A 21,957-nucleotide genomic window follows, 5' to 3' on the forward strand; every position below is an offset into this window, starting at 1 on the left:
GGCTTCACTTGGAAAATCAATAACAAAGCAGGGAGAACGCGATGACCGCGCACGCTCACACCTCGGCAACGGATCATGTACTGGCCGAGGTCCGTAACCATATCGGCCACCTCACCCTCAACCGCCCCGCCGGCCTCAATGCCCTCACCCTCGACATGGTCCGCAGCCTGCAAAAACACCTGCATCGCTGGGCCCAGGACGCCGACGTGCAGGCCGTGGTGCTGCGCGGCGAAGGGCCGAAGGGCTTCTGCGCCGGTGGCGACATCCGCTCGCTGCATGACAGCTACAAGGCCGGCCAGCGCCTGCACCTGGACTTCTTCGAAGAGGAATACGCCCTCGACCTGTGCATCCACCGCTACCGCAAGCCGGTCATGGTGCTGATGGACGGCTTCACCCTGGGCGGTGGCATGGGCCTGGCCCAGGGCTGCGACCTGCGTATCGTCACCGAGCGCAGCCGCCTGGGGATGCCCGAAGTGGGCATCGGCTACTTCCCCGATGTCGGTGGCAGCTACTTCCTGCCGCGCGTGCCCGGCGAGCTGGGTATCTACCTGGGCGTCAGCGGCACCCAGATAAAGGCCGCCGACGCCTTGTACTGCGGCCTCGCCGACTGGTACCTGGACAGCGACAAACTGGCCGCCCTGGATGAGGGGCTCGACCGCCTGGCATTCGGCGACCACCCGCTCAAGGACCTGCAAGGCCTGCTCGCGCGGCTTGGCACCCAGACCCTGGGCGATGCGCCGCTGGCCAGGCTGCGCCCGGTGATCGACCACTTCTTCGCCCTGCCTGACCTGCCCAGCATCCTCGAGCAGCTGCGCGCGGTGAGCATCGGTGACAGCCACCAATGGGCGCTGGACACCGCCGACCTGCTACAGACCCGCTCGCCGCTGGCCATGGCCGTGACCCTGGAGCTGTTGCGCCGTGGCCGCCACCTGGCGCTGGAAGACTGCTTCGCCATGGAGCTGCACATCGACCGCCAGTGGTTCGACCACGGCGACCTCATCGAGGGCGTGCGCGCCCTGATCATCGACAAGGACAAGCAACCGCGCTGGAACCCGCCGACCCTGGCGGCGCTCAATACCCAGCGGGTCGACCAATTCTTCGAAGGCCTGTAAGGCCGGGGGTACGCAGATGCAAGACCTGGAACTGAGCGAAGAACAGATCATGATCCGCGACATGGCGCGGGATTTCGCCCGTGGCGAGATCGCGCCCCACGCCCAGGCCTGGGAAAAGGCCGGCTGGATCGATGACGAAGTGGTGCGCAAGATGGGCGAGCTGGGCCTGCTCGGCATGGTCGCCCCGGAACAGTTCGGCGGCAGCTACACCGACTATGTCGCCTATGCCCTGGCGGTGGAGGAAATCTCGGCCGGTGACGGCGCCATCGGGGCGCTGATGAGCATTCACAACTCGGTGGGCTGCGGCCCGCTGCTGGCCTACGGCAACCCTGAGCAACAACAGGCCTGGCTGCCGAAGCTGGCCAGCGGTGAAGTGATCGGCTGCTTCTGCCTGACCGAACCCCAGGCGGGTTCCGAAGCCCACAACCTGCGCACCCGCGCCGAGCTGGTCGATGGCCAGTGGGTGATCAACGGCGCCAAGCAGTTCGTCAGCAACGCCCGCCGCGCCAAGTTGGCCATCGTGTTCGCGGTGACCGACCCGGAGCTGGGCAAGAAAGGCCTGTCGGCGTTCCTGGTACCCACCGACAACCCAGGGTTCAAGGTCGACCGCAGCGAACACAAGATGGGGATCCGCGCCTCCGACACCTGCGCGGTCACCCTGGACAACTGCCGTATCCCTGCCGCCAACCTGCTGGGTGAGCGTGGCAAGGGGCTGGCAATCGCCCTGTCCAACCTCGAAGGCGGGCGCATCGGCATCGCCGCCCAGGCCCTGGGCATCGCCCGTGCGGCGTTCGAGGCGGCGCTGTTGTATTCCCGCGACCGCATCCAGTTCGGCAAGCCGATCAACGAGCACCAGAGCATTGCCAACCTGCTGGCCGACATGCAGGTGCAGATCAACGCTGCGCGCCTGCTGATCCTGCATGCCGCGCGGCTGCGCACGGCCGGCAAGCCGTGTTTGTCGGAGGCCTCCCAGGCCAAGTTGTTCGCCTCGGAAATGGCTGAGCGGGTGTGCTCGATGGCGATCCAGGTGCATGGTGGGTACGGCTACCTGGAGGACTACCCGGTAGAGAAGTACTACCGCGATGCGCGGATTACCCAGATCTACGAAGGGTCTAGCGAGATCCAGCGCATGCTGATTGCGCGGGAGTTGAAGCACTACCCGATTTGATGCCATTGCATCCAGGTTGAAGTCTCTGCCTTGTGTTGCTTGTTCTGGCCTCATCGCCGGCAAGCCGGCTCCCACAGGTACAGCGCATTCCTTGAGTTCATCGCTGTCACTGTGGGAGCCGGCTTGCCGGCGATAAGGCCGATACAAACAGTGCCAGGCAGTTGCTCCCACCTGCTCATCAACACAACGGCTAGACTAAACGCACTACACCCGCACCGCAGCGCACGGTCCGGGCCAAACCTGAACGGGGGGCTGCCACACGTGGAGGTGTGCGATGAGCCAGTTCAAGCGTTTGTTCGTCATGCTCGGCCCGCAGATGCGCTACAGCCCTGCCCTGCAACGGGCCGCGGCACTGGCCGAGTCCAGCGGGGCCCTGCTGGATATCAATGTATTCGTCGACGACGTCGATACCTTCGGGCTGATGAGCGATGGCCGCGAGCGCGAACGGCTGCTCGCCGATAACCGGCAATGGCTGGCGGATGCGAAGGAGCAACTGTCCGACAACGGGCTGGATGTGTCGACCGAACTGCTGCTGACCCGCGACCCGCTGGGCAGCGCCATGGAACAGATCGAACGCCTGGGCTGCGACCTGCTGGTCAAGGACGTGCAGCACGAACCGGTGCTCAAACGCCTGCTGGTCACGCCACTGGACTGGCAACTGCTCAAGGACAGCCCGGTGGCCGTGCACCTGGTCAGCGATGTCCGCCTGCCCCTGCCCCGCCAGATCGCCGCAGCGGTCGACCTCAACCTGCACGGCGCCGGCGAGCACCTGGACGACCAGGTGTTCCGCAGCGCCCACGCCCTGGCCCTGCAGTGCAACGCCGAGCTGCACCTGCTGCACGTGTGCGACGCGACAAAAACCCATATCGCCGACTTCGGCGCCGGCACCGTGACCATGCCCGGCTTCGAGGGCAGCGTACGCGCCGCCCAGCGTGCGGCGTTCAACCGCCTGGGCGATCACTATGAGATCGCCCTGGAGCGCAGGCATTTCCTCGAAGGGCCGGCGATCAAGGCAATCGCCCAGTACGTCAGCCACAGCCGCATCGACGTGATCGTCATGGGCACTCACCGGCATGATGCGCTGCACACCTTCCTCGGCGGGACGACGTCGCACCTGCTGGAGCACCCGCTGTGCAACGTGCTGGCGATCAAGGCGGTGCGCTGACCGGGGGCAAATTGGCTTGCCCCGCGGTGGCTCAGAAGCCCTTGCTGTAGAACAGCGAGTACGACTCGATGCCGTCGTTGGGCTGCTTGATGCCGGCATTGGAGTAATGCATGGCGCGGATGCCGATCTTCTGATCAGCCGGCAGTTTCAGGCCAAAGCCGATGCGATCTTCGAAGTTGACCGCAGAGCCCAGGCGCTGGTCGCCGACCTCAGTCTTGGAGAACGCCGCCAGGCCGATGCCGGCCTCGATGAACGGGGTATAGGTGAAGCCGCTGAACTCATAGACGAACACCGGGCTGAGTGACAGCGAGTGGGCGCCGCTGTAGTCGCCACCTTCCCAGTAGGTGTAGGCCGCATCCCAATAACCCGTCAGGTGGCCTGCACTGCTTTCCAGCCAACGCTTGTCCCAGTCGAACGACGCTCCGAGACGGTAGGTCATGTCGCCCTGGCTGGTGGCGCCGACTGCGCCGGACAGCTGTGCGGCCTGGGCCAGGTTGGCGCCAGCGAACGCCAGCACGAAAGCGGCCAGGGAACTGGCAAGACGGGTGCTCATCAATGACTACTCCTGAGGGTCTTCACGAACAGGCCCGGCCTGACCTGCGCAGGCCTGCGGCGAATGGGGGCTTGGGCCCCTCGTTATGCACCTGTGAGCTGGTGCATCCAACCAGGTCACAAGTGGTAATAGTTTTCTTGATTATTGTCTGAACACGCCACAGGTTGGAAGTACTTTGCCACTACTGGCCAGCGCCATGTTCAGTCATGGATCGACTCTTCATGCTCGCCCAGCAACCGCCGCTGGCGAGGCGTGGAGGGACTCAAGAGGTTTATCAGCGTCTCTCCACGGCCATGGGCACATTTGTACTCTTTACCGCTCAACGCCAGTTCAGGTCCACCCGTGCCGGCGACTTGCCGTCAACATTGACCTGCTGCTGCACGCTTTGGCCGTCGGCATTGCCAGTCACCCGGTAGTGCCCAGGTGGCAGTTGCACGAAGATCAGTGGCCCGACGTCCTGCAAGGCCAGCACCGACTTGCCTTGGGCAGACTGGATGTCCAGCGCGGCGCCGCTCTGGAACTTGCCTTCGGCACCGGTGGACAGGGTGATGTGCAGGTCGTAGCCGGGGGTACGGCGCAAGGCGTTGGCCTCGTCCTGGCCAATGCCGCCCTGCAGGTAGCGGATACCGTTTTGCTCCTGCGGCTGCAGTTGCACGGCTTGTGGGTCGATGGGGGCGTTGAGGTCGGCGGCGGCAGCCAAGGTCCAGGGCATGGCCAGGCTTACCAGCAATGCCGCGCAAAGCCCGTAGTGATGAGTACGCATGGTGCATTCCTCCCTTGGAGGGATGGTCTACACAGTTTTGATGCCTGGCTGCAGCGCGCGTTCGCGTGGTTTCAGACCGTTAGTCTGGGTATGGGAGCGGCGGTTCGCCGCTGCGATTTACCCGCGAAGATGACACCTCGGTGTCTGGCACGGGCTATGCCCGTGTTCGCGGGTGAACCCGCTCCCACAGTGATCGCGCCAGGTAATTAACGTGTGAGCCATGCACTCAACCCGCCAGCGACTCGGCCCGGCGCTCCTCGAGCAATTTGATGAACATGCTCAGGCTGCGCGACACCGTGCCCCGGCGCCACACCAGCCAGGTCTTGAGGTAACGGAAGTCCTCGGCCATCGGCCAGGCGCTGACCGTGCTGCAACCGGGCATGTTGTCGAGCATGCTGCGCGGCATCATCGCCAGGCCTGCACCTGCGCTGACGCAGGCGAGCATGCCGTGGTAGGACTCCATTTCGTGGATCTTGCCCGGCACGGCCTGGTCGTGAACGAACCAGCTCTCGAAATGATGGCGGTACGAGCAGTTGGCGCGGAATGCGTAGATGCTCGCACCGTTGACGTCGCGGGCGCGGGTGACCGGCGCATGGTGCAGCGGTGCGATGACCATCATCTCCTCCTCGAACACCGGCATGCCTTCCAGCGTGGGGTGCAGCACCGGGCCATCGACGAAGGCGGCTACCAGGCGCCCGGACAGCACGCCTTCGAGCATGGTCCCCGACGGGCCGGTGGACAGGTCGAGGTCCACTTTGGGATAGCGCTGGTTGTAGGCCGCCAGCAACGCCGGGATGCGCACCGCCGCGGTACTCTCCAGCGAGCCCAGGGCGAAGGTGCCTTGCGGGTCCTCCCCCGCCACGGTCAGCCGCGCTTCGTGCACCAGGTCGAGGATGCGCCGAGTGTATTCGAGGAAGTTCCAGCCGGCCGGCGACAGGCGCAGGCGGCTCTTCTCGCGGATGAACAGCTCGACGCCGAGGTCTTCTTCGAGCTGCTTGATACGGGTGGTCAGGTTCGACGGCACCCGGTGGATGTGCTGGGCGGCAGCGCTGATGCTGCCGTGCTCGGCCACCGCCTTGAAGATCTCCAGTTGCACCAGGTCCACAGGTCATTCTCCAAACGTGAATGTTTCGCTCATTATTATTCAGTTTTCATTAAAGCGCGCCACCACTAGTCTGGGCTCACCCCTTCAAAACAATGAGAGTCCTGCCATGAGCGAGATCAGCCGCCTGACCCACGCCATCTCCGTCGACCCCTACACCGGCGAGCAGATCGGCCACTATGCCTTCGACACCGACGCCGCACTGGAAGCGGCGCTGCAACGCGCCAAGGTTGGCTACAACCAGTGGCGCAAGGTGTCGCTGGGTCAGCGCAGCGAATATCTGATCGCCCTGGCCAACGCCCTGCAGGCCAACGCCGAAGCCTTCGCCCAGATGATCACCCGCGAAATCGGCAAGCCGATCAGCCAGGCCCGTGGCGAAGTCGCCAAGTGCGTCGGCCTGTGCCAGTGGTACGCCGAACACGGCCCGGCCATGCTCGCCGCCGAACCGACCCAGATCGAGAAAGCCCGCATCGAATACCGCCCACTGGGCCCGATCCTCGCCGTGATGCCGTGGAACTTCCCGATCTGGCAGGTACTGCGTGGCGCCGTGCCCGCCCTGCTGGCCGGCAACACCTACGTGCTCAAGCACGCCCCCAACGTAATGGGCAGCGCCTACCTGCTGGCCGACCTGTTCAAGCGCGCCGGCCTGCCTGAAGGCGTGTTCGAAGTGCTCAACGTCACCCCTGAGGGCGTGACCCGCGCCATCAACGACCCGCGCATCGCCGCCATCACCCTCACCGGCAGCGTGCGCGCCGGCATGGCCATCGGTGCACAGGCCGGTGCCGCGCTGAAGAAGTGCGTGCTGGAGCTGGGCGGCTCGGACCCGTTCATCGTGCTGGCCGACGCCGATCTGGACGCCGCCGTGAAGGCTGCCGTGATCGGTCGCTACCAGAACACCGGCCAGGTCTGCGCCGCGGCCAAGCGCCTGATCGTCGAAGAAAGCATCGTCGAGGCATTCACCGCCAAGTTCGTCGAGGCCACCCGTGCGCTCAAGGTAGGCAACCCGCTCCAGGACGACACCTATATCGGCCCAATGGCCCGTTATGACCTGCGCGACGAGCTCGACGGCCAAGTGCAGGCCACGCTGGCTGAAGGCGCCACCCTGCTGCTGGGCGGCCACAAGGTCGAAGGCGCGGCCAACTTCTACGCACCGACCGTGTTCGCCAACGTCACCCCGGACATGACCGCGTTCAAGCAGGAGCTGTTCGGCCCGGTAGCGGCAATCATCACTGCCCGTGACGCCGACCATGCGGTGGAACTGGCCAACGACAGCGACTTCGGCCTGGCCGCGACCATCTACACCGCCGACTACGCCCTGGCCGAGCGCATGACCACTGCGCTGGACACCGGCGGCGTGTTCATCAACGGCTACTGCGCTTCCGACCCCCGTGTGGCCTTCGGTGGCGTGAAGAAGAGTGGTTTCGGCCGCGAGCTGTCGCACTTTGGTGTGCGTGAGTTCACCAATGCCCAGACCGTGTGGCTGGATCGCAACTGACCTGACCACGCTGTTCGCCGGCAAGGCAGGCTCCTGTAGGGGGCCGGCCTTGCCGAATACCATCTGGGCTGCAAAATCGCCCGATCCTGTGCCTTGAATCACCCTGCATCGGGTGAATAATCGATGACCTCCCGACCACCCCGGAGGTAACCGATGAGCACGCATATCCCCACCCGCCGCTTGACCGTCCCCGACCTGGCCGCCATGAAAGGCCGACAGAAGATCGTCGCCCTGACCGCCTACAGCGCGCCTATCGCCCGCCTTATCGATCCCTTGGTGGATTTCATCCTGGTCGGCGACTCGACCGCCATGGTCGCCTACGGCCGCTGCTCCACCCTGGCCATGCGCCTGGAGGAGACCATCAGCCACACCCGCGCCGTGATGAACAGCACCGAGCACGCCTGCGTGATCGCCGACATGCCCTTTGGCAGCTATCAGGCCTCACCTGAGCAGGCCTTTCGCAACTGCGCCCAAGTGCTGGCCGAGACCGGGTGCGACGCGGTGAAACTGGAGAGCAACCTTGTCCTGGCGCCGACCGTGGCGTTCCTGGTAGAGCGTGGGATCCCGGTGATGGCCCACGTTGGCTTGATGCCGCAGTTCGTCAATGTCATGGGCGGCTACAAGGCCCAGGGGCTGACCGAGACCAGCGCAGCAACGATCATCGAAGACGCCCGCGCCAATTTCGCCGCTGGCGCCTTTGGCCTTTTGCTCGAAGGTGTGGCCGAGCCGCTGGCACGGCGGATTAGCGAACAGAGCGCACAGCCGTGCATCGGCATTGGCGCCTCCCTCGCCTGCGACGGGCAGATCCTGGTCACCGAAGACCTGCTGGGCCTGGGCGGGCCACGCAAGCCGCGCTTCGTCAAGCAGTACGCCGACCTGGCTGCGGTGATCCGGGTGGCCTGCGCGCGCTACGCCAACGAAGTGCGCCAAGGCGAATTCCCCGAGCTTGCGCATTGCTACGGCAGTTGAGGCGCCTGGCGAACGGCCTGGGCCAGGCGTACCAGTGCGCCTTCGATATCCTGGCGCCAATCGACGGTAACGCTCAGGCGCAGGTGGTCGCGCCAATGGCCGGCCTGGCTGAACAGCGAGCCGGGGGCGGTGACAATGCCCTCGGCCAGCAGTTTTTCGCACACCGCGTCCATGTCCACCGGGCGCGTGGCGCGCAGCCAGAATGTGGCTCCGGCCTGGGGTATGGCGCCTTGCAGGCAGTCACCGGCATGTTGCTTCAATAGCGCGGCCATACGCCCCGCGCTGGCGGCGAGTTGTCGACCCAGCAACGTCCGCTGTCGGTCGATGCGTGCGGAGCCGTACAGCCCGGCGATGGCCCGCTGGCGATAGGTTGGCAGGCGAAAGCCACGGGCGAAGAACGCTTCGGCCAGGGGCGCCGTCGCGCTGCGGCATAACAGGTAGGCGAATGGGGCCTCGGCGCCGATGCATTTGTCGAAGCTGGCGAACACCAGCAGCCGCTGCGGGTCGGCGTGTACCCGGTACGCCGGAAGGTCGGCGCACAAGCCTCCGTAGCTGTCGTTCTCGAACAGCCATACCCGACGCCGGGCCAGCAAGTCGCACAGGCGGCGTTTGTCGGCTGCCGGCATCGCGTTGCCCTGTGGGGTGTTGACCCGGGATGACAACACAGCCACGCGCACGGGCGTGATCTCCAGCATCTGGGCCACGGCATCGAGGTCCATCCGGCCCTCTCCATCCAGCGGCGCCTCGATGACCTGCAGGCCCGCCGCACGCAGCCGGCCCAGTATCAACCAGGAGCACGGCGACTCGACCAGCGCCACAGAACCTGCCGGGATCAACGCTTGCAGGGCGAGATCGAACACGCTGCGCAGGTCCGGGCCGATGAACACCTGGTCGGCCTGCCACGGCTCGGATGCGGCCTGGCTGTAATCGCGTGCCAGCGCCGCCCGCAGCTGCGGCTCGCCCAGCGGCTGGAACGGCGGCAGTTCAGCCGCTGGTGTGCGGCGCTGCAGCTCGCGCTCGAGCAACAGCAGCGGGCCATCGAGGGCTCCCAGCATGGCCGGGGCATCGCTGCTCAAGGCCAGCATCCCCGGCTGCCGGGCGCTGGCGAAGACCCGATCGAGCAGGTTGGCCGTGGCTGGCAGCGGTACCGTGGACGCCTGGACGACGCTGAAATAGCCGACCTTGGGCCGCGCCTGGATGCGGCCCTGGGACTCGAGCAGGGCGAAGCCTTGCTTGCAGCTGGACAGCGACACCTGCAATTGCCGGGCGACCTCGCGCAGCGATGGCAGCCGGTGCGCCTGCCCCGGCGCACGGGCGTCGAGCCAGCGGCTGAGGTAGCGGTGGACTTTCTGGTAGGTGAAACGCGGGGCTTGTTCGGTATCCATACCTGACCTGGACGAGGGCTGCGGTGGGCACCCTAGCAGTTTTTTACCCTCGTGGAAGATCATCTGGCTGCGGCACAGGACAGCCCCCCTGTGGGAGCGGCAGTTCGCCCGCGAACACGGGCATAGCCCGTGCCGGGCACCGAGGTGTCATCTTCGCGGGTAAACCCGCTCCCACAGGGTCTGTGCAATCCTGGGGAATGCGCGCCCCCTGTGGGAGCGGCTTTAGCCGCGAAGCAGACGACACCGTGCATGGCACCGGCTTCGCCGGTGTTCGCGGCTAAAGCCGCTCCTACAGCTCCAGGCGCTAGGCGCCGCGCGCGCGCTTTAGCGTTTCGCTCGGCAATTCGCGAAACAACTGCCGATAGCTTTCGGAGAATCGCCCCAGGTGCCAGAACGACCAGCGCATGGCCACCTCGGCCACGGTCACATCACCCGCCAACAAGTCACGCCGCGCCCCGTTGAGCCTGCGAAGGCGCAACCAGTGCGCTGGCGGCAGGTTGGTAAAGCCCTTGAACGCCTGCTGCAACTGACGCACGGAAACCCCGGCAACCTTGGCCAACTGCACCAGGTTGAGGGTCTCGTCGGGGCAATCGGCCGCCCATTCACTGACCCGCCGCATGATCGCCCGTTCCTCGTCGCGCCGGCCCAGGGCATCGCCTTGTAGACGCTGCCCGGCGTTGTCGAGAATGAACAGGCAGTCCTCCAGCAACTGCTCCGCCAGCGCCCTGCCCTCCAGCGGGCAATCGGCCTGGCCCAGGCGGGTCAGCGTGGCGCTCAGCCAGTTGCCGAACAAGGCATTCTGCTGACAGCTCAGCGGCACCATGAACAACCCGCGCAAGCGCTCCACATCCAACCCGTGGCTGGCCAGGAACGGCTGCTCGAACACCACCGCCACCTCCTGGTAGTTCTCCGGGGTGATCCAGATGTTGCGGCTGTCCTCGTTGAGCAGGTACAGGCTGTTCTCGCTGCGGTCGAAACAGAACGCCAAGGCACCGCTGGGGGCACGGAAGAACTGTTCGACACGGGTGTTCAGGCGCTCCTCGTAAACCTCCACGCCCTCAAGCCCCAGCCAGCGCAGCTGGCCGTTGAAATGCCCGGGGGACATCTGCCGGTACTGCTGCTGCCAGCCGGGGGTGGCGCGGGTCTGTTCAGTCACATCGGTGGTGCGGAAATCCTGAACCTGCAAGGCGATTGGCGTTGTCACGCGCTGTCCTAGTTGCACTCTTTTGGTGCATTCATTAGCGAAGAAAGTGGATAGATCAGCCCAGGGGGCTGCGCCCAAGATAGTCCTCAGCGTCACCTGTGGGAAGTGCCCTACGCGATGAACGCCATGCTTCCCACCACAACTACCCAACCAAGAGGTTTGTATGAACGCCCCCTTCGATCAGCTGTCCACCTGGCTGAAAGAACACCGGATCACCGAAGTCGAATGCGTGATCAGCGACCTGACCGGCATCGCCCGCGGCAAGATCGCCCCCACCGCCAAGTTCCTCCACGAGCGCGGCATGCGCCTGCCCGAGAGCGTGCTGCTGCAGACCGTGACCGGCGACTACGTCGACGATGACATCTACTACAGCCTGCTCGACGCCGCCGACATCGACATGGTCTGCCGCCCCGACCCCACCGCGGTGTACCAGATCCCGTGGGCCATCGAACCCACCGCGATCGTGATCCACGACACCTTCGACAAGCAGGGCAATCCCATCGAGCTGTCGCCGCGCAACGTGCTGAAGAAGGTGCTCAAGCTTTACGCCGACAAGGGCTGGCAACCAATCGTTGCGCCAGAGATGGAGTTCTACCTCACGCAACGCTGTGAAGACCCGGACCTGCCACTGCAAGTACCGCTGGGCCGCTCGGGCCGCGCCGAAAGTGGCCGGCAGTCGTTCTCCATCGACGCCGCCAACGAATTCGACCCGCTGTTCGAGGACGTCTACGACTGGTGCGAACTGCAAGGCCTGGACCTGGACACGCTGATCCATGAAGACGGCCCGGCGCAGATGGAGATCAACTTCCGCCATGGCGACGCACTGGACCTGGCCGACCAGATCACCGTGTTCAAACGCACCATGCGCGAGGCAGCGCTCAAGCACAACGTCACCGCCACCTTCATGGCCAAGCCGATCACCGACGAGCCGGGCAGCGCCATGCACCTGCACCAGAGCGTGGTCGACATCGCCACCGGCAAGCCGATCTTCGCCAACGAAGACGGCAGCATGAGCGAACTGTTCCTGCACCATATCGGCGGCCTGCAGAAATACATCCCCAAGCTGCTGCCGATGTTCGCGCCCAACGTCAACTCGTTCCGCCGCTTCCTGCCCGACACCTCGGCGCCGGTGAACGTCGAGTGGGGTGAAGAAAACCGCACCGCCGGGCTGCGCGTACCAACCTCCAGCCCAGAGGCGATGCGCGTGGAAAACCGCCTGCCGGGTGCCGATGCCAACCCGTACCTGGCCATCGCCGCGAGCCTGCTGTGCGGCTATATCGGCATGGTCGAGAAGCTCGAGCCGAGTGCGCCGGTGCAGGGCCGCGCTTACGAAAGGCGCAACCTGCGCCTGCCGATCACCATCGAGGACGCGTTGCAGCACATGGAAGATTGTGAAGTGGTGCAGCAGTACCTGGGCCAGCAGTTCGTCCAGGGCTACGTGGCGGTCAAGCGCGCCGAGCACGAGAACTTCAAGCGGGTGATCAGTTCGTGGGAGCGTGAGTTCCTGTTGCTGAGCGTGTAATCCGCCCCGGGGCGCTACGCGCCCCTTTTCGCTGGCAAGCCAGCTCCCACAGCGATTGCGTTTCCATTGTGGGAGCCGGCTTGCCGGCGATGGGCTGCGCAGCAGCCCCTACACCACCGAATTCGAAGAACAATACCAACGAGGTGTCGACATGCGTCATCCGCAAGCCCTGATCCCCGCAACCTTTGCCCTGCTGTTCGGCGCTGCCGTCCAGGCCCAGCCGACGGTGAGCGTGTACAACTGGACCGATTACATCGGTGATACCACCCTGGCGGACTTTCAGGCCAGCAGCGGGATCAAGGTGGTCTATGACGTGTTCGACTCCAACGAAACCCTGGAAGGCAAGCTGCTGGCCGGGCGCACCGGCTACGACGTGGTAGTGCCGTCCAACCATTTCCTCGCCCGCCAGGCCCAGGCCGGCGCGTTCCTGCCGCTGGACCGCAGCAAGCTGCCGAACTGGCAGCACCTGGACCCAAAACTGCTCAAGCAGCTTGAGCAGAACGACCCGGGCAACCAGTACGCCGTGCCTTACCTGTGGGGCACCAACGGCATTGGCTACAACGTCGATAAAGTGAAGGCGGTGCTGGGCATCGACAGGATCGACTCCTGGGCCGTGCTGTTCGAGCCAGAGAACCTGAAGAAGCTCAAGCAGTGCGGCGTGGCGTTCATGGATTCGCCCGACGAACTGTTCCCGGCCATCCTCAACTACATGGGCATGAACCCGCGCAGCGAGAAGGCCGACGACTATAAAAAGGCCGAGGCACGCCTGCTGGAGCTGCGCCCCTACATCACCTACTTCCACTCCTCCAAGTACGTATCCGACCTGGCCAACGGCGATGTCTGCGTGGCCTTCGGTTACTCCGGCGATGTGTTCCAGGCCGCCCACCGCGCCGAGGAAGCCGGCAACGGCGTCAAGGTCGCCTACAGCATCCCCAAGGAAGGCAGCAACCTGTGGTTCGACCTGCTGGCCATCCCCAAGGATGCCAAGAACCCCGAACAAGCCCTGGCGTTCATCAACTACCTGCTCGATCCCAAGGTGATCGCCAAGGTCAGCGCCACGGTCGGCTACGCCAACGCCAACCCGGATGCCAAGGCCGACATGGATCCGGCACTGGTGAACAACCCCGAGATCTACCCGCCCCAGGAGGTGCTGGACAAACTGTATGTCTCCACCATGCCAAGCCCGCCGATCCTGCGGCAGATGACCCGCTCCTGGAGCAAGATCAAGTCCAACCGCTGAGTCGAGCACACCCATGCCTCACATGACTGAACACACCGCTTCCTACTACGCCGCCACGGCGCGCAAGGCAGCCCCCTACCCTGTGCTCGACCAGGACCTGCAAGCCGACGTGTGCGTGGTCGGCGGCGGCCTGACCGGGGTCAACGCCGCCCTGGAGCTGGCCGAGCGCGGGCTCACGGTGATCCTGCTGGAGGCCCGGCGCATCGGCTGGGGCGCCAGCGGGCGCAACGGCGGCCAGCTGATCCGCGGCATCGGCCATGACGTTTCGGGCTTTGCCCGGCACGTCGGCCAGGACGGCGTGCGTTACCTCAAGCAGGCCGGCATCGACTCGGTGGCGCTGGTGGCGCGGCGCATCGAGCAGTACGGCATTGACTGCGACCTGCGCTGGGGCTTCTGCGAGCTGGCCAACACCCCGGCGCAGTTCGCCGCCTTCGCAGACGAGCAGCGCGAACTTGCCGACCTCGGCTACCGCCACCAAACCCGGCTGATTGGCGCCGAGCGCATGCACGAAATCGTCGCCAGCGACCAGTACGCCGGTGGCTTGGTGGACATGGGCTCGGGCCACCTGCACCCGCTCGACCTGGTCCAGGGCGAAGCCCGCGCCGCCCATGGCCAGGGCGTGAGGATCTTCGAGCAGAGCCCGGTACTGCGCATCGAACATGGCAGCACCGTGACCCTGCACACCGCGCGCGGCAAGGTCCGCGCCCAGAGCCTGGTGCTGGGCTGCAACGCCCACCTCGACGAACTGGAACCGCGCCTGAGCGGCAAAGTGTTGCCTGCCGGCAGCTATGTAGTGGCCAGCGAACCGCTGCCCGAGCACGTTGCCCGGGCGCTGATCCCGCAGAACATGGCGCTGTGCGACCAGAAAGTGGGCCTGGACTATTACCGCCTCACTGCCGACAACCGCCTGCTGTTCGGCGGCGCCTGCCACTACTCCGGGCGCGACCCGAAGGACATCGGCGCCTACATGCGGCCCAAGGTGCTCAAGGTGTTCCCGCAGTTGGCCGATGTGCGCCTGGATTACCAATGGGGCGGCATGATCGGTATCACCGCCAACCGCTTCCCGCAGGTTGGCAGGCTCAGCCAGCACCCCAATGTGTTCTATGCCCAGGGCTATTCCGGGCACGGCCTGAACACTACGCACTGGACCGCGAAACTGCTGGCCGAGGCCATCGCCACCCAGGCCAGTTACGGGTTCGACGTGTTCAGCTCGGTGCCCCACCTGACTTTCCCCGGCGGCAAGGCATTGCGCTCGCCGCTGCTGGCGCTGGGGATGTTGTGGTACCGGTTGCGCGAGGCATTGGGCTGACGGGTTTTGCTCAAAGGATGGCTTGCAGGCCTTTGTCAGCGATGACATTGAGCAGTTTCAACGCAGGCCCCGCCGGACGTGTTTCGCCCTGCTCCCACTTGCGCACCGTGGAAGCGCTGGTATGCAGGTGCAGGGCGAACACCGGCTGGCTGAAATTGAGGGCTTCACGCAGTTGCTTGATGTCCTGGGCGGTGAATGCCCGCACGGGCGCCGGGCAAATTGCTTCGAAATCGCGCAGCGTGACTTTACCGACCGCGCCCGCCCGTTCCAGGGCACACAGGTCATCACGCAATGATTCAATGAGTTTGCTGGTCACAGTGGACCTCCATCAGTACACCGCAGCCCAGGGCCTTGGCCAACGCCTGCGGTGATAAATCCAGGAATACCTTGCCGGAGAACTGCAACGCTTTCTGCTCGTCAGGCGTTACATTCACCTGGTCGTTCTTTTTGAAGCCATGCAAAAACACATAGCGGCTGCCGATGCGGGCTGACAGCAACGTGCGGTAGCTGCCTCGCTTTCCGGCACCCTGTCCGGTGACGCGCTTTTTGAACAACAGCCCGCCGAGGCTGGCATCCACCAGGCCGCACTGCATTTCCTCGACAGCCTTGCACAGCACACAATCCGGGAGGTTCTCGCTGAGTTGCCAGCGAGCGAACGCCCTTCTTTTATAGACATCCATATCCAACGCTCCAAACCATACCCGTAAAGGGCATACTTCTCCAGCTTTCGTATTCAATGAAAAGTCGGCTGGTTCGGGCATGGATGTCCGAAACGGCTATGAGAATCGAGCGGGATGCTGGCCTTCCGCCAAGCACCTGCTAGCGTTGTTCTGGCCAATTCACTCATGGACACCGCCATCATGATGCAACTGTCTCGCAGCACCCTGTTGTGCGCAGCCCTGCTTGCCCTGGTTGCCTGCTCCAGCAACCGCGTCGACCCCAAGGATTACTCCGGCTTTCTCAAGGACTACAGCCGCCTGAAACCGGCCGAAAGCGTCTCTGGCGCGCCGGTGATGCGCTGGGTCGACCCGAACCTGAAAGCCAGCCAGTACACCAAGGTGTTCATCGAGCCGAGCCAGTTCTACCCCAAACCACAACCGACCAACGTGATCTCGGCGCAGACCCTGCAGGAGATCACCCGCTACTTCAACGAAGCCATGCGCCGCGAGCTGGGCAGTGTGCTGACGCTGGTCAAGGAGCCTGGGCCTAACACCATCGTGGTGCGCCCGGCGATCACTGCCGTGGCCACCAGCAACGAAGGCCTCAAGCCCTACGAAGTCATCCCCATCGCCCTGGTGGCAGCAGCGGTCAACACTGCCGCCGGTGGGCGTGACCAGGATGTGGACATCGCGGTAGAGGCGGCCTTCCTCGATGGCGCCAGCCAGAAAGTGCTGGCCCAGGTGGTGCGCAAAGGCAGTGGCAAGGAGCTGGAAAACGACACGCAGAAACTCACCCTGGCCGACGTCAAGCCGGTACTCGATGGCTGGGCCAGCGACATGCGTCGTAGTTTCGTGGCGCTGCAGCACAAGACCAAGTAGCCCGCTGCCCTCGCCAGATGCAACAAGGCCGCTGCCCGGCAGGGACAGCGGCCTTGTTGCATCTGGCGAGGGAAAATCAGGCGACGAAGCTGTAGACGATCGCCGACAGCGTGATCAAGCCGATCAACACGACGAACACATTCGACAGCTTGCCCGAGTACTGACGCAGCGCCGGCACCTTGTGCACCGCGTACATCGGCATCAGGAACAGCAGGCAGGCGATCACCGGGCCACCCAGGCCTTCGATCAGGCCAAGGATGCTCGGGTTGAGTGTGGCCACCGCCCAGCAGGTCACCACCATGAACAGCGCCGTGGCACGTTCCAGGCGTTTGGCCGGCCAGGTTTTGCCACGCCCGCGCAGGCTCTTGACGATCATGCCCTGGAAGCCTTCGCTGGCGCCGATGTAGTGGCCCAGGAACGATTTGGTGATCGCCACCAGCGCGATCAGCGGCGCAACGAAGGCGATCACCGGGGTCTGGAAGTGGTTGGCCAGGTACGACAGGATCGAGATGTTCTGCGCCTTGGCCTCAGCCAGGTTCTCAGGGCTCAGGGCCAGCACGCAGCTGAAGCAGAAGAACATCACCGTCAGCACCATCATCACGTGGGCAGTGGCCAGGGTGCGGCCGCTCTTGCGGTCGGCGTCAACGCCGTAGCGATGTTTCTGGTCGACGGCAAAGGCCGAGATGATCGGTGAGTGGTTGAACGAGAACACCATGACCGGGATCGCCAACCACAGGGTGAGCATCAGGTTCGAGGCACTGAGGCCTTCATTGGCCTGGGCGAAGAACGCGCCGTTCCAGTTGGGGATCAGGCTCAGCGCCAGCAACAGCAGCGAAGCGACGAAGGGGTAGACCAGCAAGCTCATGGCCTTGACGATGAGTTGCTGGCCGCAGCGCACGATGATCATCAGGCCGCAAATCAGCAGCAGCGCCAGCAGTGCACGGGGCGGCGCGTTCAGGTGCAGCTGGTGTTCGAAGAAGCTGGTGAGGGTGTTGGTCAGCGCCACGCTGTACACCAGCAGGATCGGGAAGATGGCGAAGAAATACAGCAGGGTGATCAGCTTGCCGGCGCCAACGCCGAAGTGCTCTTCCACCACCTCGGTGATGTCTTCACTACCGCCCTTGCGCCCGGACAGCACGAAGCGGGTCAGCGCACGATGGGCGAAGAAAGTCATGGGGAACGCCAGCAGCGCCAGGATCAGCAGCGGCCAGAAGCCGCCGACACCAGCGTTGATCGGCAGGAACAGGGTGCCGGCACCAATGGCGGTGCCATACAGGCCCAGGGCCCAGGTGGTGTCGTGGCGGTTCCAGGTGGTCGAGCCTGAGGCCGTAGCCGAGGCAGCCGAATCCGCACGAAGGGTCGTGGTGCTTTGTACATCAGTCATGGGTATCGCCTTGTAGTTGTTTTTGTCGCAGGTACAGCGGGTGTTGCAGTTTGGGGGCCGGCTTGCCGGCCTCATGGGTTGCATGGCTTCTGTAGGAGCGGCCTTGTGCCGCGAAAGGGTCGCGAAGCGGCCCCAGGATTTCAGCAAAGCAACAAAAATCGCCGGGGCTGCTGCGCAGCCCTTTCGCGGCACAAGGCCGCTCCTACAAGAGTTGTGTCAGCACTCGACGAACGCCACGGCCAGGCCGCCGCGTGAGGTTTCCTTGTAGTTGGCGTGCATGTCGGCACCGGTATCGCGCATGGTGCGGATCACCTGGTCGAGGGAAATGAAATGTTCACCGTCGCCACGCAAGGCCATCTGCACGGCATTGATCGCCTTGACCGCCGCAATGGCGTTGCGCTCGATGCACGGTACCTGGACCAGGCCACCGACCGGGTCGCAGGTCAGCCCGAGGTTATGTTCCAGGGCAATCTCGGCGGCATTTTCCAGCTGGGGCGGCGTGGCGCCCAATACTTCGGCCAAGCCGGCGGCAGCCATCGAACAGGCCGAACCGACCTCGCCCTGGCAGCCCACTTCGGCGCCGGAAATCGAGGCGTTCTTCTTGCACAGGATGCCCACCGCTGCCGCCGCCAGCAGGAAGGTCACCACGTCATCGTCGCAGGCGCCGGGGTTGAACTTCATGTAGTAGTGCAGCACCGCCGGGATGATCCCCGCCGCACCGTTGGTGGGCGCGGTGACCATGCGTCCGCCAGCGGCGTTCTCTTCGTTGACCGCCAGGGCGAACAGGTTGACCCACTCCATGGCGCTGAGGGTCGAACCGATCACGTTGGGCTTGCCCAGCTCCTGCAGGCTGCGGTGCAGGCGCGCGGCGCGGCGTTTGACCTTGAGCCCGCCGGGCAGGATGCCTTCATTGCGCAGGCCGTTGACCACGCACTCGCGCATGGCGGCCCAGATGTTCAGCAGGCCTTCGCGTATCTCGCTTTCGGAGCGCCAGGCGCGCTCATTGGCCAGCATCAGCTGGCTGACACTCAGCCCATGTTGCTTGCACAGCGCCAGCAGCTCTTCTGCGCTGGAGAACTCGTAAGGCAGCTCGACCTCGGCGACGCCAACCTGGGGTGCGTCGATTTCGCTTTGCTCGACGATGAAGCCGCCACCCACCGAATAGTAGGTCTGGCTGAACAGGCTGCCCTGGGCGCCGAAACTTTCCAAAGTCATGGCGTTGGGGTGATAGGCCAGGCTCTCGTCGAGCAGGCGCATGTCACGGCTGTACTGGAACTCGATCGGATGGCTGGCATCGAGCATCAGGCACTGCTCCTGCATCAACTGGTCGATGCGTGGCTCGATGCTGTGCGGGTCGATGCGGTCCGGCCATTGGCCCATCAGGCCCAACAGGCAGGCACGGTCGGTGGCATGGCCAACCCCGGTGGCCGACAGCGAGCCGTACAGACGGACCTCGACCCGGCTCACCTGGGCCAGCAGGCCGCGCTCACGCAGGGCCAGGGCGAAGGTTGCCGCGGCGCGCATGGGGCCGACGGTGTGGGAGCTCGATGGGCCGATGCCAATCTTGAAAAGGTCGAAAACACTGATAGCCATGCTAATGCCTGACCGTGGCAGCCGTACAACGCACACCACGGATCTCTGGAAAAATTGAACGGTATTACAAAGTTGGGCGATACTGACGCGCCCAGGTCGGCATGACCAACGAAACTTCCTACACAAGCCTTTAGCAGGACTAAACAATGAAAGGTCCACTCAACGGCCAGGTGTACGTGTGGCTACATGTGTTTGCCTGCGCGGCGCGGCACCTGTCATTCACCCGCTGTGCCGAAGAGCTGCACATCACCCCCGGCGCCGTCAGCCAGCAGATGCGCCAACTGGAAGAGCGCCTGGGCTATCGCCTGTTCCTGCGGCGCGCCCGTGGCGTCGAGCTGTCGGCCGAGGGGCAGCGCCTGGCGCAGACCGTAGCCGAGGCCTACGGCAGCATCGAGGCCGAGCTGCTGCGCCTGGATGCCGGCGAGATCCGCGGCACCTTGCGCCTGCGCTCGATCCCGTCGTTCCTGGCCAAATGGCTCACGCCGCGCCTGCCGCGCTTCCAGCAGCGCTACCCCGACATCGAGCTGCGCCTGGTGGCCGAGGACAGCAACCAGGCCCTGCACCCGGATGACTTCGACCTGGCCATCGACCTCAACGACGGCAGCTACCCGGGCATGCTGTCGACCCCGTTGCTGGATGAACAGATCTTCCCGGTCTGCTCCCCTGCACTGCTGCGCGGCCGCCCGCCGCTGCACGGGCCGACGGACCTTGTGCACTATCCGCTGCTGCACGACATCACCGCCTGGCGCGGCAGCTCGGAATATGCCGAATGGGAGTTTTATCTGGACGGTATCGGCGCCGGCGGGCTGGACGTGCGTCGTGGTCACACCTTCAATCGCAACCACCTGACCATCGAGGCGGCGATTGCCGGTGTCGGCGTGGCCATCGCCCGACGCACCCTGCTCAACGATGAACTTGAGCGCGGTGCGCTGATCGTGCCGTTCGGCGTACCGATCGCCAACCACAAGCGCTACGTGCTGCACTACCCGCCTGGCGGGTTGACCCAACCCGGCGCCCGGGCAGTGCATGACTGGCTGGTGGAAGAGGCGCAGGGGTTCAGGGCGTTGCACCCGCTGTCACTGCCTGGGGCGTAAGGCTAACCGGGGTATCCACCTTGGCGTTACGCCCTGTTACTTCGCCGCCTGCCTTGTAACTTAATGCCCTGCCCACCACGCGCCTACAGTGTGCCCCTCGGCCTGCGCGCCGCGCCGTGCCGAGGCTCAATCACACAGGAGGTGTAACCATGCATTTCGTAATCGTCGAGAAAAATCAGGCCAGCGCGCCATCCGCAGAAGACCTCAAGAAAGCCATGATCAAGTGCAACGGCACGCCGGGCGAAGTCACAGGCGACAACAGTGCACGTAAACTGACGTTCACCGGCGAAATCAGCCACACGACCTACGAAAACACGCTCATCGACGTAGCCAAGGGCAAGCGCACCAGTTGGAACTTCACCTGGGCCGACGCCAACGTTAAGAGTACTGCCTGAGCCTTGCTTGCGTACCTGCACGAGCAACAAGGGCCGCATTGCGGCCCTTGTTCATTCGAGTGGGCGGCATGATCGCCGCTGCCTTGTAACACCGTGATACTTCGCCGGCCCTCCTGCCCCGCCTAGAGTGGACTGGTCGACACGCCGGCACAGGCCGGAACTCGGCAATCATCACTCAACAAGGACAGAGGGACACCATGAGCAATTCGAATGCCGCAAGCAAACAACAGCTCGCCGTCGCCCAGCAGCGCCAGGAACAGGTGCAAACCGCCGTCAAGGCCCTGCTCGGTGAAACCCGCGCCCTGAGCCACGAGCATTACGCCCGGTTGCTTGGCACCGTCACCGCCGCCGCGACCAAGTCAGTGACCATCCAGATTGCCGACGAAGACCTGCGTTCGCTGAAAAGCGCAGGCTACAAACTGTGCTTTGCCAAACGTGTCGGCGACGAAGCCTACAACGTCGTCTGGCAGTCGTATGTGCAGTACCTGAGCAACAACAACTTCAGCTGGACGCCGATGTACCAACTGTTCGGTACCAACACCTTCCAGGCCAACGTCCAGGTAACGGTGGACACCAACAAGGTCGATATCGGCCTTGGCCAGCAGTCGACTCTCGATCAGTCCGGCCTGCTCGGCCCGGTATCCACGGGAGGCCCGGAAACCGCCATCACCATGATCAACCAGTACGGCTCGATCCACCCAGGCGTCAACCAGCTGTCCACCGGTATCGATGGCAAGCAGGTGAGCACGCCGATCTACGTTGCCGCTAACCCTATCGTCCAAGGCAGCACCAACCTTACGCCCAAGGAAACCGTGCTGGTGTGGTTCGAGCAGAACGTGCAGACCAGCACCATGTTCAGCACCTCGCGCTCCAATGCCCAGGAGATCGACCTGACCTTCAGCAACAGCGCAACCTACCTGTATGCCAACCAGAAGTGGGTCATCCCTTCCTGAGCCGTCACCGCCG

The 21,957-nt window shown here is 64.3% G+C and carries 21 protein-coding genes; 12 read left to right on the plus strand and 9 right to left on the minus strand.

The window, feature by feature from the left end; genetic code table 11:
- The first annotated feature begins 41 nt into the window (after window positions 1–41).
- The 3 genes from ACQ4N9_RS10675 (at window position 42) to ACQ4N9_RS10685 (ending at window position 3,445) form a co-directional block, all read left to right on the plus strand.
- A complete protein-coding gene (locus tag ACQ4N9_RS10675) occupies window positions 42–1,112 on the plus strand; it encodes an enoyl-CoA hydratase/isomerase family protein (RefSeq protein WP_390969280.1) in 1,071 nt (356 codons plus the stop codon).
- Between the two features lie 16 nt (window positions 1,113–1,128).
- Window positions 1,129–2,280 carry an acyl-CoA dehydrogenase family protein gene (locus tag ACQ4N9_RS10680; protein WP_125858517.1) on the plus strand — a complete coding sequence of 384 codons (1,152 nt, stop codon included), beginning with the start codon at window positions 1,129–1,131 and terminating at the stop codon, window positions 2,278–2,280.
- A 274-nt stretch (window positions 2,281–2,554) separates the two neighbouring features.
- Entirely contained in the window at window positions 2,555–3,445 is an 891-nt protein-coding gene (locus tag ACQ4N9_RS10685) for a universal stress protein (RefSeq protein ID WP_390969278.1), read from the plus strand.
- A 31-nt stretch (window positions 3,446–3,476) separates the two neighbouring features.
- Here the strand turns inward: ACQ4N9_RS10685 and ACQ4N9_RS10690 are convergent, their stop codons facing one another.
- The 3 genes from ACQ4N9_RS10690 to ptrR all read right to left on the minus strand — a co-directional run bounded on the left by ACQ4N9_RS10690 (window position 3,477) and on the right by ptrR (window position 5,866).
- The gene (locus tag ACQ4N9_RS10690; protein ID WP_390969276.1) at window positions 3,477–3,998 is read right to left on the minus strand and encodes an acyloxyacyl hydrolase; all 522 of its coding nucleotides are present in this window, start codon (window positions 3,996–3,998) and stop codon (window positions 3,477–3,479) included.
- A 319-nt stretch (window positions 3,999–4,317) separates the two neighbouring features.
- Window positions 4,318–4,761: a carboxypeptidase regulatory-like domain-containing protein gene (locus ACQ4N9_RS10695; RefSeq protein WP_390969274.1), complete on the minus strand. Its 444-nt coding sequence runs from the start codon at window positions 4,759–4,761 to the stop codon at window positions 4,318–4,320.
- A 226-nt stretch (window positions 4,762–4,987) separates the two neighbouring features.
- Entirely contained in the window at window positions 4,988–5,866 is an 879-nt protein-coding gene (gene ptrR, locus ACQ4N9_RS10700; RefSeq protein ID WP_125463967.1) for a putrescine utilization regulator PtrR, read from the minus strand.
- A gap of 106 nt (window positions 5,867–5,972) precedes the next feature.
- Between ptrR and ACQ4N9_RS10705 the strand changes: the two genes are divergently transcribed.
- Together ACQ4N9_RS10705 and panB are read left to right on the plus strand one after the other, a co-directional pair.
- Window positions 5,973–7,358: an aldehyde dehydrogenase family protein gene (locus tag ACQ4N9_RS10705; RefSeq protein WP_430932816.1), complete on the plus strand. Its 1,386-nt coding sequence runs from the start codon at window positions 5,973–5,975 to the stop codon at window positions 7,356–7,358.
- Window positions 7,359–7,511: 153 nt separating this feature from the next.
- Window positions 7,512–8,327, plus strand: coding sequence for a 3-methyl-2-oxobutanoate hydroxymethyltransferase (gene panB / locus ACQ4N9_RS10710; protein ID WP_390969270.1), 816 nt, complete (start codon window positions 7,512–7,514; stop codon window positions 8,325–8,327).
- Here the strand turns inward: panB and ACQ4N9_RS10715 are convergent.
- Together ACQ4N9_RS10715 and ACQ4N9_RS10720 are read right to left on the minus strand one after the other, a co-directional pair.
- Window positions 8,315–9,712, minus strand: a complete 1,398-nt coding sequence (locus ACQ4N9_RS10715; protein ID WP_390969268.1) for a PLP-dependent aminotransferase family protein — start codon at window positions 9,710–9,712, stop codon at window positions 8,315–8,317. The two genes, panB and ACQ4N9_RS10715, sit on opposite strands and share 13 nt — an antisense overlap.
- Window positions 9,713–10,016: 304 nt before the next feature.
- The gene (locus ACQ4N9_RS10720) at window positions 10,017–10,916 is read right to left on the minus strand and encodes a helix-turn-helix domain-containing protein (protein ID WP_390969266.1); all 900 of its coding nucleotides are present in this window, start codon (window positions 10,914–10,916) and stop codon (window positions 10,017–10,019) included.
- A gap of 163 nt (window positions 10,917–11,079) precedes the next feature.
- Between ACQ4N9_RS10720 and ACQ4N9_RS10725 the strand changes: the two genes are divergently transcribed.
- The 3 genes from ACQ4N9_RS10725 (at window position 11,080) to ACQ4N9_RS10735 (ending at window position 14,987) form a co-directional block, all read left to right on the plus strand.
- A complete protein-coding gene (locus ACQ4N9_RS10725; RefSeq protein WP_125463961.1) occupies window positions 11,080–12,438 on the plus strand; it encodes a glutamine synthetase family protein in 1,359 nt (452 codons plus the stop codon).
- 151 nt (window positions 12,439–12,589) lie between these two features.
- The gene (locus ACQ4N9_RS10730) at window positions 12,590–13,678 is read left to right on the plus strand and encodes a polyamine ABC transporter substrate-binding protein (protein ID WP_125858508.1); all 1,089 of its coding nucleotides are present in this window, start codon (window positions 12,590–12,592) and stop codon (window positions 13,676–13,678) included.
- A gap of 13 nt (window positions 13,679–13,691) precedes the next feature.
- The gene (locus tag ACQ4N9_RS10735) at window positions 13,692–14,987 is read left to right on the plus strand and encodes an NAD(P)/FAD-dependent oxidoreductase (RefSeq protein ID WP_390969263.1); all 1,296 of its coding nucleotides are present in this window, start codon (window positions 13,692–13,694) and stop codon (window positions 14,985–14,987) included.
- 10 nt (window positions 14,988–14,997) lie between these two features.
- On the opposite strand, the gene ACQ4N9_RS10740 is transcribed toward ACQ4N9_RS10735, so the two are convergent.
- A complete protein-coding gene (locus tag ACQ4N9_RS10740; protein WP_125858506.1) occupies window positions 14,998–15,303 on the minus strand; it encodes a helix-turn-helix domain-containing protein in 306 nt (101 codons plus the stop codon).
- Complete coding sequence (locus ACQ4N9_RS10745) at window positions 15,284–15,667, minus strand: type II toxin-antitoxin system RelE/ParE family toxin (RefSeq protein WP_390969261.1); 384 nt, start codon at window positions 15,665–15,667, stop codon at window positions 15,284–15,286. Before ACQ4N9_RS10745 ends, ACQ4N9_RS10740 begins: the two co-directional genes overlap by 20 nt.
- Before the next feature lie 180 nt (window positions 15,668–15,847).
- Between ACQ4N9_RS10745 and ACQ4N9_RS10750 the strand changes: the two genes are divergently transcribed.
- Complete coding sequence (locus ACQ4N9_RS10750) at window positions 15,848–16,525, plus strand: DUF3313 domain-containing protein (protein ID WP_125463956.1); 678 nt, start codon at window positions 15,848–15,850, stop codon at window positions 16,523–16,525.
- Between the two features lie 76 nt (window positions 16,526–16,601).
- Here the strand turns inward: ACQ4N9_RS10750 and ACQ4N9_RS10755 are convergent, their stop codons facing one another.
- Window positions 16,602–17,909 carry a serine/threonine transporter gene (locus ACQ4N9_RS10755; protein ID WP_390969259.1) on the minus strand — a complete coding sequence of 436 codons (1,308 nt, stop codon included), beginning with the start codon at window positions 17,907–17,909 and terminating at the stop codon, window positions 16,602–16,604.
- Between the two features lie 216 nt (window positions 17,910–18,125).
- A complete protein-coding gene (locus ACQ4N9_RS10760) occupies window positions 18,126–19,502 on the minus strand; it encodes an L-serine ammonia-lyase (protein ID WP_390969257.1) in 1,377 nt (458 codons plus the stop codon).
- A 146-nt stretch (window positions 19,503–19,648) separates the two neighbouring features.
- Between ACQ4N9_RS10760 and ACQ4N9_RS10765 the strand changes: the two genes are divergently transcribed.
- The 3 genes from ACQ4N9_RS10765 (at window position 19,649) to ACQ4N9_RS10775 (ending at window position 21,944) form a co-directional block, all read left to right on the plus strand.
- The gene (locus ACQ4N9_RS10765; RefSeq protein ID WP_125463953.1) at window positions 19,649–20,596 is read left to right on the plus strand and encodes a LysR substrate-binding domain-containing protein; all 948 of its coding nucleotides are present in this window, start codon (window positions 19,649–19,651) and stop codon (window positions 20,594–20,596) included.
- Window positions 20,597–20,745: 149 nt separating this feature from the next.
- Window positions 20,746–20,991 carry a hypothetical protein gene (locus ACQ4N9_RS10770; RefSeq protein ID WP_390969255.1) on the plus strand — a complete coding sequence of 82 codons (246 nt, stop codon included), beginning with the start codon at window positions 20,746–20,748 and terminating at the stop codon, window positions 20,989–20,991.
- Between the two features lie 197 nt (window positions 20,992–21,188).
- The gene (locus ACQ4N9_RS10775; protein ID WP_390969253.1) at window positions 21,189–21,944 is read left to right on the plus strand and encodes a hypothetical protein; all 756 of its coding nucleotides are present in this window, start codon (window positions 21,189–21,191) and stop codon (window positions 21,942–21,944) included.
- Window positions 21,945–21,957: the final 13 nt, after the last annotated feature.

Source organism: Pseudomonas sp. ES1 (assembly GCF_050586605.1).
Taxonomy (GTDB): domain Bacteria; phylum Pseudomonadota; class Gammaproteobacteria; order Pseudomonadales; family Pseudomonadaceae; genus Aquipseudomonas; species Aquipseudomonas sichuanensis.

Coding starts and splice junctions, on each gene's coding strand:
- ACQ4N9_RS10675 (WP_390969280.1), top strand. CDS start 42: ATGACCGCGCACGCTCACACCTCGGCAACGGATCATGTACTGGCCGAG.
- ACQ4N9_RS10715 (WP_390969268.1), bottom strand. CDS start 9,712: ATGGATACCGAACAAGCCCCGCGTTTCACCTACCAGAAAGTCCACCGC.
- ACQ4N9_RS10685 (WP_390969278.1), top strand. CDS start 2,555: ATGAGCCAGTTCAAGCGTTTGTTCGTCATGCTCGGCCCGCAGATGCGC.
- ACQ4N9_RS10690 (WP_390969276.1), bottom strand. CDS start 3,998: ATGAGCACCCGTCTTGCCAGTTCCCTGGCCGCTTTCGTGCTGGCGTTC.
- ACQ4N9_RS10725 (WP_125463961.1), top strand. CDS start 11,080: ATGAACGCCCCCTTCGATCAGCTGTCCACCTGGCTGAAAGAACACCGG.
- ACQ4N9_RS10695 (WP_390969274.1), bottom strand. CDS start 4,761: ATGCGTACTCATCACTACGGGCTTTGCGCGGCATTGCTGGTAAGCCTG.
- ACQ4N9_RS10775 (WP_390969253.1), top strand. CDS start 21,189: ATGAGCAATTCGAATGCCGCAAGCAAACAACAGCTCGCCGTCGCCCAG.
- ACQ4N9_RS10760 (WP_390969257.1), bottom strand. CDS start 19,502: ATGGCTATCAGTGTTTTCGACCTTTTCAAGATTGGCATCGGCCCATCG.
- ACQ4N9_RS10730 (WP_125858508.1), top strand. CDS start 12,590: ATGCGTCATCCGCAAGCCCTGATCCCCGCAACCTTTGCCCTGCTGTTC.
- ACQ4N9_RS10705 (WP_430932816.1), top strand. CDS start 5,973: ATGAGCGAGATCAGCCGCCTGACCCACGCCATCTCCGTCGACCCCTAC.
- ACQ4N9_RS10770 (WP_390969255.1), top strand. CDS start 20,746: ATGCATTTCGTAATCGTCGAGAAAAATCAGGCCAGCGCGCCATCCGCA.
- ACQ4N9_RS10745 (WP_390969261.1), bottom strand. CDS start 15,667: ATGGATGTCTATAAAAGAAGGGCGTTCGCTCGCTGGCAACTCAGCGAG.
- ACQ4N9_RS10735 (WP_390969263.1), top strand. CDS start 13,692: ATGCCTCACATGACTGAACACACCGCTTCCTACTACGCCGCCACGGCG.
- ACQ4N9_RS10750 (WP_125463956.1), top strand. CDS start 15,848: ATGATGCAACTGTCTCGCAGCACCCTGTTGTGCGCAGCCCTGCTTGCC.
- panB (WP_390969270.1), top strand. CDS start 7,512: ATGAGCACGCATATCCCCACCCGCCGCTTGACCGTCCCCGACCTGGCC.
- ACQ4N9_RS10765 (WP_125463953.1), top strand. CDS start 19,649: ATGAAAGGTCCACTCAACGGCCAGGTGTACGTGTGGCTACATGTGTTT.
- ACQ4N9_RS10755 (WP_390969259.1), bottom strand. CDS start 17,909: ATGACTGATGTACAAAGCACCACGACCCTTCGTGCGGATTCGGCTGCC.
- ACQ4N9_RS10680 (WP_125858517.1), top strand. CDS start 1,129: ATGCAAGACCTGGAACTGAGCGAAGAACAGATCATGATCCGCGACATG.